We start from the raw sequence: 12,952 nt of genomic DNA on the forward strand, positions 1-12,952 counted from the left end.
AGATCCAAAAGATCCAAGCACAGATCCAAAAGATCCAAGCACAGATCCGAAAGATCCAAGCGCAGATCCGAACACAAATATAGACAAGAATAGCGATTCAAAAGTTCCACCTACTACAGAAAATGATAAGCCAACATTACTTCCTAACACAGGAGGGAAATCAGCAGAAATGATTTCAATTCTTGGAGGTATGGTATTGTTCCTTCTAGGTGGAATCCTATTCGCTCGTCAACGAATAAAATAATAAAAAAGCTTTAGATTATTGATTACACTGTAATCTGAGTAGCAGACAAATTAAAGAATTACTATTGATATTACGCCCTTTAGGAAAGTATTCAAAAAACTTCACGATAAAGTGAAGGGAAGAATGCAACCTGAAGGGTTTTTTTATAGAAAAAAGAGAACAGTTTCAAGTTGGACTCAATCGGTGGCCCAATAATATAATTTGCTTTCATAGAGATAAGCGGCTCTAAAGCGATAATAAAACCGTTTTTAAGAAGCCTATTATCCATTGGACCATAAGCTTAGAGCGTGGTATCTCATGTAATTTAAGGTCAATGCCATGTAATAAATGTGTTTTTATTTATATATTACGATTTTAATTATACACGATAATACCATGTAATAAATATGCTTTTATGCATATTTATTTTTTTTCAATAAACAGCCACCGATTAATCGGTGGCTTGAAATAGCATTAAGCGGCTTTTTGTTCAGTTTTCACGGTAGATTGAAGGCTATTATAGACGCCTGTACCAATGACCTCTAATGCCATTTTCATACGTTCTAGCGAAATATTTTCTAATACGTTATCTTGAGGTGTGTGATATACCTTTTCAATGTGATAGATTAATGGATCCCAGCTATCGACGCCCATCCAAATAAATAGTGCAGAAGGAATACCGACTTCAGCAAATGGTACGTGATCACTAGAGCCAAATTTCCCTTGGAGAACGAGATCATTACTTAATTGTTTACCTGCTTGTAAGGCAGCATCTGTTACAAGGTTTGTTGAGCCATCAGGAGTCATTGCATATAAATTCTTTGCTTTATCATAATTTGTTGCAACCATGTCTGCGTTAAAGACACCTAAAATTCGATCACGTTCCTTTTGGGACAGACTATTAACATAATAATCAGAGCCAAGTAAGCCAGTTTCCTCAGAACCAAAAGCAATAAAACGAATTTCTTTATCAGTTTCTATATTTTGAAGAGCACGAGCTAATTCTAATACTAATCCTGTACCAGAAGCATTATCATTTGCCCCAGGTGCTCCAACGACACTATCATAGTGTGAACTTACAACGACGGCCTTTTCATTACCTGTACTATTTTTTGGTTTCTTTTTTGCGATGACATTTAGGGATGTTAAATTAGACTCATGTCTCGCTTTTAGGGAAAGAATTGTTGTCTCTTTTTTAGCAATTTCTTCTTTAAACGCATTTCCTTGAGCATAAGCAAGACCGAAGACAGGGATAGACTGCTTTTTAGTTAAGCGAGGATTGAAGGTTTGTCCGTAGTTTCCGCGACCTCCAATTAAACTGTATAAAAGAACACCCTTTGCCCCTTTGCTAACAGCATTTTCAACTTGTTTATTATAATCTGCTACTGTTGCACCTCTTTCGAATAAAACAATTTTTCCGTTTACCTCATTTGGAATATCGTCCAATTTTGTACCACCTTGAACAAAGATAAGCGGAGCTGTAACAGCTTCTGTAGAAATTAGTGAATTGGGAGCAGCACCAGCTTGCCAATTACGCTTTGTTCCTAATGGTGATTCGATAAATCCAACGTATTGATCCGGCACTTGAAAGGGCTGATACTCTACTTCATATCCCATTGACTTAAGCTGCATGCCAACATAGCGAGAAGCCCATTCTTCTGATTTTGTACCACCTGGACGGGGACCGATTGTTTCGGATAAGAAACGGATATGCTCGATGGCGCGGTTTGCATCAACTTGTTTTGTAATAGGTGGAGTCTGTGTAATTTCTGACGTGGAATCAGCTTTTGCTTGTCCGATTGGAGCTAAGCTAACGGCGATTGATACAGCAAGCAAGGAGCTTACTATTTTTTGTTTCAGTGATTTTCTCATTTTTTCCTCTCCCATTCTTCTATTCTCTCTGACTGACAAAAGAAGACGGATAACGACTTTATCCCGCATTAACGGGCGGTAAGACCCCCATCTCAAAATTCAACTGTAAAGCAAAGAAGTTAGATGGGAGATCAACTGCCCGTAAAAGCCCGATTGGTGAAGGCTAATAATCAGTGAGGGATGGACAAAATCCTCACTGATTAAAGTTTCACTTTATTTTACCTTTATATATCTGAATTTTCAATAATTGTATGTTGAGAAATAAAAAACGCTATATGCACATTTACATATTTTCAGCGGATATATGTATGCTATCATTTTAAATGAAGGATTGCTTTCTGCTTAGAAGGCTCCTACATTGCATGAATCTAGTGTACCCAAACTTTAGATTATGTAGGGAAAAGAGATCCGTTATAGGGTTTCTTTTCTTTTGTTTGAATCATGTGATGGTAACTATGTTTCCGCATTTCATAATTATCATCAGTGATATATGTAAGGCATCCATATGAAAATACGAGGCTGTTCAAGAGTTTTCCGTACTTTTGGACAGCCTCACCCCGTTAAAAAGGTGATACTTTGATGTATCACCTTTTTATTTGTATAAGCTTTCTGTTTATAGGGATGTTACATACTTAAAAATAATAAAAAACAGCCGATTTAGTAGAAGGAATCTACAAAACGGCTGTTTTTTATTATAGTTGAGTTAAAATAATTGGCTCGCCACGAGTGACAACAACTGTATGTTCACATTGTGCAACAAGGCTCTTATCTGGTGTAACGAATGTCCAACCATCATCACCGCGCTCAATAATATGATCAGCTTTCATAGAGATGAATGGTTCTACAGCGATAACAAGGCCGTCTTTTAGAAGTGCGTTATCCATTGGATCATAGTAGCTCAAAATGTGATTAGGTGCTTCGTGTAAGCTTAGTCCAATACCGTGACCAGTTAAGTTTTGGATTACATTATATCCACTTTTATGTGCAAAGTTAGAAACAGCACGACCAATTTGATTTTGTTTTGATCCAGCTTTCACCTTTTTCATTGCTTCCCAAAATGAGTCTACTGCTGCTTGGCAAAGCTTTTCTTTTTCTTCATCTTCTCCAAGAACAAATGAGATACCTGTATCTGCATAATAGCCGTCAAGTGCTGCCGATACGTCTACGTTTACTAAATCGCCTTCTTTTAATACGCGATCGCTTGGAATGCCGTGAGCAACTTCTTCGTTTACACTAATGCAAGTTACACCTGGGAATTTATATTCTTTTTCAGGCGCTGAAATAGCACCGTGCTCGTCTAATACTTTTTTACCAATTAAATCAAGCTCTTTCGTTGTCATACCTGGCTTCGCTTGTTTTTTCATTTCTTCGCGTGCAAGTGCAACGATGCGGCCGATTTTTCGTAAACCTTCTAAATCTTGTTCATTACGAATAATCATGAAAACCACTGTCCTTCCTCGAATATATGTCTTATCCGATTGTATCATGTTTATTTTTGTACTGCTACTCGCGTGCGGTATACGGGTTGATTCCTCTCATAAAGAATACATGACAATTGTCATATGGATGTCATGACGCATCATACTGTTTCCTAACTTTTCCATATCATACAATGTAAATATAAGAAACGGCGGGGGTGGAGAGATGGAAAAGATTATTGAAGTAAATGGTGTTTCTAAAACATTTAAACATAAAAAAGCAGTAAATAACGTTTCATTTCATGTAAATAAAGGGCAAATAGTAGCACTACTCGGTCCAAATGGTGCGGGGAAAACAACGACGATTTCGATGATGCTCGGGTTAAAAGATCCGACAGAAGGGAATATCTCTATATTTGGAAAGAGCCCGAAGCATAGAGATGTTCGTAATAGCCTCGGTGCGATGCTGCAAGAAGTAAGCGTGATTGATAGTATCACGGTAGAAGAGGCAATCGAGTTATTCCGTAGTTATTATACGAATCCGGTAGCGAAAGAAACATTACTTCAGTTATCAAATTTAGAATCAGAGCGAAAGCAAAGATGTGAAAAGTTATCAGGTGGTCAAAAGAGAAGGTTAAATTTTGCACTCGCACTTGCAGGGAATCCAGATTTATTATTTTTAGATGAACCAACAGTTGGAATGGATATTACGTCACGAAAAACATTTTGGGAAACGATTAGAAAATTAGCAAGTGAAGGGAAAACGATTATTTTAACGACACACTATTTAGAAGAAGCGGATGCATTAGCAGATCGAATTTTATTATTTGCAAATGGAAAAATCATTGCAGATGGTACGCCAGATGAAATGAAAGCAACGATTTCTCGAAAAACGATTTCATTTTATTCGAAAGAAAATATTCCTATGGGCTTGTTAGAGGAATTACCACATGTAATAGGAGTACAGTCAAATGACGGGCGATTTATATTAACAACAGAGGATACAGACGCCACATTGCAAGCAATTTATCAAAAGAACTTACCTGTAACAGATATTTCAGTTGAACGCGGAAGTTTAGACGAAGCATTTGAACAGTTTGTCGCAAATCAGAAGGGGGAAATCGCATGAGAGCATTATGGATGCAATGTAAAATAGAGGTTTTACGTACGTTCCGTAATAAATTATTTATCTTTTTCTCATTATTAATGCCAGTTATGTTTTATTACATCTTTACAAATGTTGTTCAAGTCCCGCAAAACGGAGATGCTTGGAAAGCTCATTATTTAATTTCAATGGCGACTTTCAGTATTGTAGGGACTGCCCTTTTTAGTTTCGGTGTGAGACTTTCTCAGGAAAAAGGGCAAGGATGGACACATTTGTTAAAAATTACACCGCTTCCAGAGGGGGCATATTTGGCAGCTAAAATTATTGCTCAAACAGTAGTGAATGCTTTTTCAATCTTAGTTATTTTTATGGCAGGAATATTAATTAATAATGTTGAGTTAACGATAGGTCAATGGATTGGTGCCGGATTATGGTTATTATTAGGCGTGACACCATTTTTAGCACTCGGAACAGTAATAGGTTCAATTAAGAAGGCAGATGCAGCTACTGGATTAGCGAATATTTTAAATATGAGTCTAGCAGTAATTGGCGGGTTATGGATGCCAATTGAAGTATTCCCAAAAGTATTAAGATCTATCGGTGAATGGACACCAACATACCACTTCGGAAGCGGGGCATGGGATATTGTAGCTGGAAAATCAATCGGCTGGGAAAATGTCGCGGTACTAGGAGGTTATTTCCTTATATTTGTTGTAGTATCAATATATATAAGAAAAAGACAGGAAGCGGTATAAATGATAGAGAAGAAGAGGTTTGAGTTTTTTCCGAAACATATGGGTTTCTTCCCATATATGTGGTTAGTGTATTTATTATTTCCAATTTATAATTTAACACAAGTATCGGGATGGAAGCTTGTAATAGGGATCGGTATGTTGATAGTTTTCATTATCACATACCGTCAACTTTATTTTGTTCAGAGGACGTTCGTGTTGTGGGCGTGTATTCAAATGATACTAACCTGTCTATTTGCCGTATTTTATAATCCTTTCATGATATTCTTTGGCTTTTTTACGGCGAGTGCGATGGGATTTGCGCCAAGTAAGAAGGCATTTCGTGTGTTGTTATGTTTATTAGTTGTAATGCTTGGAGCTTTTATATTTATAAATGTTAATCAACTAACAATCCCGAGTTTAGTGAATATCGTTCCGATGTTTATTTTAATGCTTCTTACGCCATTTGGAATGCGTAATTTTAATCAGAAAAAGATGTTAAAGAATCAATTAAATGAAGCGAACGAGCAAATTAAAGATTTAGTAAAACGTGAAGAACGCCAGCGAATCGCAAGAGATCTTCATGATACGTTAGGACACACATTATCTCTTATTACTTTAAAAAGCCAGCTCGTGGAGAAATTGATTGTGAAGAATCCAGAACGCGCAAGTATAGAGGCGAAGGAGATTACACAAACATCGCGTACAGCTTTAAAACAGCTGAGAGAATTAATTTCTGATATGCGCATGATTACAGTAGAAGAAGAGCTTGAGCAAATAAAAGCAATCTTACAAGCAGCTAACATTGAATTGGAAATAAAGCAGGAAGCAAGTTCAAGTTCGTTATCACCAATTGAACAAAATATTGTCGGGATGTGTTTACGTGAGGCTGTTACGAACGTTGTAAAGCATAGTAAGGCATCGCGGTGTACAGTTTCTGTATTGGAATCACAGGGTGAATTAATTTTAACAGTAGAAGACAATGGTATCGGTTTAGAGGATCAAAATCATGATGGAAACGGTATCCGCGGTATGAAAGAGCGAATTGCTCTTATTGATGGATTTGTTGAACTAAATACAATACATCCAGGGACGCTATTAACAGTAAAAGTACCAGTTGTCATTAGAGCAGGAAAAGATGAGGTGAGGGCATGATTCGAATTATTATTGCGGAAGATCAACGGATGCTTCGTGGTGCATTAGGAGCCCTACTTGATTTAGAAGATGATATGGAAGTGATTGGGCAAGCTGCGAACGGGGAGGAGGCGTTAAAATTAATTGAATCGCTAAAACCTGATATAAGCATTATGGATATTGAAATGCCAATTCAAAGTGGATTGGATGTTGCTGAAACTTTAAAGAAAGAAAAATCATTATGCAAAGTAATGATTTTAACAACATTTGCAAGGCCAGGGTATTTTGAAAGGGCGATGAAAGCTGGTGTGCACGGATACTTGTTAAAAGATAGCCCGAGTGAAGATTTAGCCGCAGCAATTCGTAATGTAATGAAGGGAAAACGAGAGGTTTCTCAAGATTTAATGTTTGGTTTATGGCAGGAGCAAAATCCGTTATCAGATCGTGAAAAAGAAGTATTGTTACTTGCTAAAGAAGGAAAGACGGCAAATGAAATTGCGAAAACACTTTATCTTTCACCGGGTACAGTACGTAATTATATTTCCGAAGTGTTAACGAAGCTCGACGCGAAAAATAGAATTGAGGCAATTACAATTGCGGAAGAAAAGGGATGGATATGAAAGGAAGTTTACCTACAAACGGTAAACTTCTTTTTTATTATTGTACTTCTATTACTCTATTTACTTTTTGTAATGGTTTATAACCATGTGCTTCAAATGCTTTTGCAAATTCATTTGATACGGCATTTCCGTATAAATCTTTTGCAGCCTGTACGATGTGGGACTGAAGTGATTCAAAATCTTCTGCTGAAGTTGCGTAGTTTTGTAATGCGCGCATAACGACTTTACTTACTTTTTCATTGCCTTGTTTTTGAACAGCAATCCCGTTGTATGTCTTACCCTCAGCTAATTGATATAATACGTGACTAATGATACCAGAATTTACGTGCGACTCTTGATTATTTCCGTCATTATAGAAATCTTGTAAGTTTGTATATAGTTTGTTGCCGCCGTCACCAATTTCCCTTGGGATGTCACGAATTGTTAGGCCGCCTAACGTATCGCCCATAATCCAATTTCCTTTATCTTTCTTTACGTAATATTCTATTTGTGTACCCCAGAAGTCTGCTAAACCTTCATTTAGTGCAGATGTTTCAGCACTTGGATAGCGCACAATTTTATTTTTCGTCGTACCACTAAATACAGCATGTCCAAATTCATGGGCTGTTACATCAAGAGCGGAGGTTAATTTCCCGTTTAGACCATCACCAAAGACCATTTGATTCCAAGCTGGATGCCAAAATGCATTTACATAATTTTCTTTTACACCATCACTAACTTCGGTAGAATCGAATCCGTGGACGCTAGCAACAACTTTCGAATCTTTATTATCATAACTTTTTAGATTATGTTCTTTCTTAAAATAGTCGTAAATATCACTCATATTTTTCATAACACCAGCTGCTTCTTTATCTGCAAAGCTCGAAGTGTTGCTTGAAATAAGTGTCCCTGGATAACCGGCTTGGCTATCGCCACCAAGAGAATCAGCATAGTTTGCGTTATAAATATAAATACCATTTCCACGGGATAAATCAGCTAAATAAAATTTTCCGTCAGTACCTTTTGCGATATTAAATAATACATTTTCTTGTAGCGCATTTTTCCCAGTTCCTTGTTCTTTCGCTGGTGATAGTTTAGGTGCTGTTACTTGATCAATAGTTTTATTCTCTTTATTTTTAATAAACTTTTCTTGGAAAAGTACTTCACCAGTTTGTAAGTCCATGATTGTATTTCCGTTTATAACTTGTTCATTGTTTTCATAAGTAAATGTAAGGACCGTTGCGTATGTATAGTAGCCATCTTTTTTCTTATAAACTACCGTTTCGCTAGAAAATTCTGTTTCTGTCGCATCACTTGGAATTTGAAGCATATTGCGTAATTTAGATTTTACTTCATTTTTCGACAAAAAATTTGTTATAGTAAGATTAAGTTGTTGGTCTAAATTTTGGGCAACTTTACCACTAACAGTTGTAATTACTCCATTTTTATCTACTTTTACAATGAGATCTTGACCATATACTTTATAGTTTTTGTATGTTTGTGCAAGGCGTAATTCGGTTTGATTTTCTTTTGTTTCTTTATTTGTAGGTTGAAAATCGACATTTTTTTCAGTAGTAACTTGCTCTTGTTGAGCTTTAGCCCCATTTACCTCACCTTTCAAATACTTTTTAGCAATATTCTCTTTTGTATCGTTTTGAGGTTGTGTTAATTTTCCGATTATTAAACCAGGCTGAGCAATTTCAACTTTTACTTCATTTTTATCTAATTCTTGAGCGTGAATAGCTTCTGTTGATAAAGGACAAAGAAGACCGAATGTAACGAAAGCACTAGCAAGTTTTCTATAATTCATCTATAACACTCCTAATCTTGTATTGTGTATGTGAGATGAATTGTATGAGGAATTTGCCGAATTTTATATATATTATGCATTATTTCATATCAAAAATTGTCGAATGCACATTATTGTAGTGGTATGACAACTTAAAAAATTAGATTGTTATAATGGGATGGTGAGCAAGTATGCACGCAGAAAAACTAGGAAGCGAAATAAAGAAAATTAGGGTAATGAGAGGATTAACACAGAAACAACTCTCCGATAATGTATGTCATCAATCGGAAGTGAGCAGAATTGAATCGGGCGCGGTATACCCAAGTATGGATATACTGCAAGGTATCGCAGCGAAGTTACAGGTTCCCATTATTCATTTTTATGAGGTACTCATTTATTCCGATATCGAGAGGAAAAAGCAGTTAAAAGATCAAATCATTATGCTTTGTAAGCAAAAGAAATATAAAGAAATTTATAATAAAGCATGGAATGAACTGAAAAAGGAAGAATATCATCCCGAGCTTCAGCAATTTCTTCAATGGCAATATCATGTAGCTGCTTACATATTGAAAAAAATTGATTACGAATATTGTATTTTAGAATTAAAGAAATTGCTCAATCAACAATTGGCAGGAATAGATGTATATCAGAATCTTTATATTGAAAACGCAATTGCAAACATTTATGCTGAAAATGGCTATTTTAAGAAGAGTATTGAGTTATTTGAAGATATATTAAAACAATTAGAGGCATTACATGATAATAAAGAGTTTGATGTGAAGGTGAGACATAATCATGCAAAAGCATTATACTTAGATAATCAATACGAAGAAGCGCTATGTCACGCAAATAAAGCCATTGAACTATCGTGTCGAATTAATAGTATGGCATTGATTGGACAGTTATACTATCAAAAAGGTGAATGCCTAGAGAAGCTAGAGTATGATAGGACAGAGATTGAAGATGCTTATGAAAAAGCTTGCTTCTTTTTCGATATATTAGGAATCCATGCGTATAAAGAATCACTTATAAAAAAAATGAAGAAATAAAAAAGACCTAAAAAACAAATATGCATAATTGCATAAGATGTGGATAAATTTTCATGATATATTTAAAGAAAAAATGCGGGTGATGGAATATGAAAAAACTACTTATTGGTAGTCTATTAACGTTAGGAATGGCATGGGGTATTTCATTAGGAGATACAGATTTAGATAAAAGTCAAGTAATTTCTCATAATGATCAAGAGGTACAATTAGCTTCAGATATACCTTTTGAGTATTAAAAAACAACCGTCTTACTTAGACGGTTGTTTTTTCGTGGAGTAACATCCAAACATCTTTACTAGAAACAGGTTTGCTAAAGAGGAATCCTTGAATGTGGTCACAGTTTTGTTCGTATAAAAACTTCCATTGTGCTTCTGTTTCTACACCTTCCGCAATAACCTCTAACTTTAATTCTTTTGATAGCTTAATAATGGAAGCGATAATCGCTTCTTCTAAAGGGCTATTTGTAATTCCACAAATAAATTCTCGGGCAATTTTTAATGTATTGATTGGATATTTCGTTAAATAAGCTAAAGAACTATAACCAGTTCCAAAGTCATCAATTGAAATTTGGATACCGAGATTTTGAAGTTCTTCTAGTTTAGCAATTACAGAATGATTTTGATTAATTGCGATACTTTCTGTAATCTCAATATCTAGCGCTTCCGGCTTTAGTTCTGTTTCTTCCAAGACTTTTGAAATAGTTGATATTAAATCTGCGTGATTAAATTGAACAACAGATAAATTTACACCAACCTTTAAGTGAGAAAATCCTTGGTTATGCCACTTTTTTGCCTCTAAGCAGGCGGTACGTAAAATCCAATTACCAAGTTCAATAATAAATCCTGTTTCCTCCGCTAGAGGAATGAATTGGGCAGGCGATACAATTCCGAGTTTTGGATGTTTCCAGCGAATTAATGCCTCAAAACCGATAATTTGTTTTGTTTTTGTATTTACTTGCGGTTGATATTCAAGGAAAAATTCATTTTGTTGCAGAGCTTTTGAAAGTTCACCTTCTAGGAAGTGTATTTCATTTTGCGCAATACTCATTTCTTTTGAGAAGAAAATAAACTTGTTTTTTCCATTAGCTTTTGCTCGATACATAGCCATATCTGCATTTTTCATTAATTCGGTTACATCGGTTCCGTAGTCAGGGTACATTGCAATTCCGATACTCGGTGTAACAGAAAGTTCTTCATCTTTAATAAAGTAAGGCTTATTTAAGATAGTTAAAATTTGTTCAGCTATAAAAGAAGCACTTTTTTCAGAGTACATATCTGGTAATAGAATCGTAAATTCATCTCCGCCTTGGCGGGCAACGATATCTTTTGAACGCAAACATCCACGTAATCTTTTTGCTACTTCAATTAATAATAAATCCCCGACATCATGGCCGAGTCGATCGTTAATTTTTTTAAATCGATCTAAGTCGAGGAACATGACCGCAACGTCATTAGTGTTCTTTTGAGCTGTATTTAAAATCGTTTTTAAATCTTTTTCGAATTTACGACGATTTGGTAGTCCTGTAAGTGCATCATGGAAAGCCATATGCTCTACTTGCTTTTGTTTTTCATATAAAGTTGTAATATCACGTGCGATACCAAACATTCCAACAACTTCCTTATTTATAAAAATAGGGATTAATGTAATGTGAAGGTAATAATAATAGCCTTCTGTTTTTTTTGTACGAATTTCTAGAGTTTGTGGATTACCTTTTTTTGTAATTTGTAAAGATTTCTTCAATAATTCATGATCTTGTGGATCAATGAAGTGTAGAAGAGAATAGCTTGTTACTTCACAATAATAGGCTGTAAATAAACTTTCGCAAGCCTTATTAGATTGTTGAAAAATCCCGTTCATATTTAAAGAAAAAACAGCATCAGGATGATCTTCGAATAAAGATTTATAACGTTGTTCACTTTTTGATAGGGCAGATACACCTTCTTCGACTTTGCCTTCTAGTTGTGTAGTCAACTGTTCGTACGTATCGATTAATACTTGATTATCCTTCCACATGTAAAGTTGTCGTAGGAATAATAAGATTAGTGATAATACTAGACCGATTAGCATGAACTTATCATCCCAGGGCTGAATAACAATAAAGGAAAAAGTAATGATTATACTAAAATAAGGTAATATAAAGCGCACATAATCGAATCGATAATATTTCGTTTTCGTTTCATGTTGCATTGGTTTATCTAAAATGTACAGTATGGACGATAAACCGATTAGTAAAATCGAAGCAGTATGTATTAAATAAGAGACTTCAGAAGAAGTTTCCATCCCCGTGTTTAATTGGAATAGATGTATATATCCGTACACAAGTATGATAGTAAAGCCGGTAATCAATGAAATTCTACTAGAAGAATATTGTTCTCTTCTATATAGGCTAATAACGGCGTAAATTACTAATGATTGTGCGATAAAATACCCAATCAAAAGCCACGTGTCCTTCGTTAACATACGAAAGCTTGAAATATCTAAAATAAAGGTTAAGGTAAAATAAATATTCATAATAACAATAAAGATGCTATCGAATGAAAATTGAGCAAGACCCCTAATGGAGTAATGTTTTATAAACTTTATAGCAAAGCCAGAAAAAAGCAAAATATATTGTATGATGAAAAAAGGTAGTGCTTTATATGAGAATATAACTTGATCATAAATAGAAAGTGAATGAAGAAATAAAGTTATTTCCATAATTAGTCCACATAGGCAAGTACATAGTAGTAAAACCCAAAATAGTTTGTCACCGCTTTTCATCTTCTTAATTGCTTTATATAAGCAATAGCAAGAAAAGAGTGCAGCAAAACAAAATAAGAAGAGAATTCCAATTTCTTTTATATTCAAGTCCTTAGGGATAAGGAATATCCAAAGAGAAAATATAATAATATACATCATGACAAATTGTACATATTTTTTTTGATTGATCATATAATGGCTCCGTTTCAATAAAGTTGAATCACAGGGGGAAAATGCTAATTTAAATAATAGCATACAAATGGAGATATTTTTTACTGTAAAAATTACTTTTT

At 35.0% G+C, this 12,952-nt stretch carries 11 protein-coding genes; 7 read left to right on the forward strand and 4 right to left on the reverse strand.

The features are described 5' to 3' along the window. The coding region (locus FT637_RS13310) for an LPXTG cell wall anchor domain-containing protein (protein WP_193646723.1) at positions 1–244 on the forward strand (244 nt) is incomplete at its 5' end. A gap of 453 nt (positions 245–697) precedes the next feature. Here the strand turns inward: FT637_RS13310 and FT637_RS13315 are convergent. Both FT637_RS13315 and map read right to left on the reverse strand, forming a co-directional pair. Next, positions 698–2,095 (reverse strand): M28 family metallopeptidase, encoded by a 1,398-nt coding sequence (locus FT637_RS13315; RefSeq protein WP_193646724.1) that lies wholly within the window; start codon positions 2,093–2,095, stop codon positions 698–700. 692 nt (positions 2,096–2,787) lie between these two features. Then, positions 2,788–3,582: a type I methionyl aminopeptidase gene (gene map, locus FT637_RS13320; RefSeq protein ID WP_193646725.1), complete on the reverse strand. Its 795-nt coding sequence runs from the start codon at positions 3,580–3,582 to the stop codon at positions 2,788–2,790. A 157-nt stretch (positions 3,583–3,739) separates the two neighbouring features. Between map and FT637_RS13325 the strand changes: the two genes are divergently transcribed. From FT637_RS13325 to FT637_RS13340, 4 genes are read left to right on the forward strand one after another with little or no spacing between them, the layout of a single operon-like run. Then, the gene (locus FT637_RS13325; protein WP_193646726.1) at positions 3,740–4,642 is read left to right on the forward strand and encodes an ABC transporter ATP-binding protein; all 903 of its coding nucleotides are present in this window, start codon (positions 3,740–3,742) and stop codon (positions 4,640–4,642) included. After that, positions 4,639–5,373 carry an ABC transporter permease gene (locus FT637_RS13330; RefSeq protein ID WP_193646727.1) on the forward strand — a complete coding sequence of 245 codons (735 nt, stop codon included), beginning with the start codon at positions 4,639–4,641 and terminating at the stop codon, positions 5,371–5,373. The genes FT637_RS13325 and FT637_RS13330 overlap by 4 nt, the downstream gene beginning before the upstream one ends. Then, positions 5,374–6,504: a sensor histidine kinase gene (locus FT637_RS13335; protein ID WP_193646728.1), complete on the forward strand. Its 1,131-nt coding sequence runs from the start codon at positions 5,374–5,376 to the stop codon at positions 6,502–6,504. Next, positions 6,501–7,103, forward strand: coding sequence for a response regulator transcription factor (locus FT637_RS13340; protein WP_131232876.1), 603 nt, complete (start codon positions 6,501–6,503; stop codon positions 7,101–7,103). The genes FT637_RS13335 and FT637_RS13340 overlap by 4 nt, the downstream gene beginning before the upstream one ends. A 37-nt stretch (positions 7,104–7,140) precedes the next feature. Here the strand turns inward: FT637_RS13340 and FT637_RS13345 are convergent, their stop codons facing one another. Further along, complete coding sequence (locus FT637_RS13345) at positions 7,141–8,892, reverse strand: M4 family metallopeptidase (protein WP_193646729.1); 1,752 nt, start codon at positions 8,890–8,892, stop codon at positions 7,141–7,143. A 170-nt stretch (positions 8,893–9,062) separates the two neighbouring features. On the opposite strand from FT637_RS13345, the gene FT637_RS13350 reads away from it, so the two are divergent. Continuing rightward, positions 9,063–9,920: a helix-turn-helix domain-containing protein gene (locus FT637_RS13350; protein WP_193646730.1), complete on the forward strand. Its 858-nt coding sequence runs from the start codon at positions 9,063–9,065 to the stop codon at positions 9,918–9,920. Positions 9,921–10,009: 89 nt separating this feature from the next. After that, positions 10,010–10,156: a quorum-sensing peptide PapR gene (locus FT637_RS13355; RefSeq protein WP_193646731.1), complete on the forward strand. Its 147-nt coding sequence runs from the start codon at positions 10,010–10,012 to the stop codon at positions 10,154–10,156. 16 nt (positions 10,157–10,172) lie between these two features. Here FT637_RS13355 and FT637_RS13360 read toward each other — a convergent pair whose 3' ends face one another. Next, on the reverse strand, positions 10,173–12,851 hold the full coding sequence (locus tag FT637_RS13360) for a DUF4084 domain-containing protein (protein WP_193646732.1): 2,679 nt from the start codon (positions 12,849–12,851) through the stop codon (positions 10,173–10,175). Positions 12,852–12,952 lie beyond the last annotated feature (101 nt).

Origin of the sequence: Bacillus cereus (genome assembly GCF_015071065.1) — a bacterium.
Classification (GTDB): domain Bacteria; phylum Bacillota; class Bacilli; order Bacillales; family Bacillaceae_G; genus Bacillus_A; species Bacillus_A cereus_BA.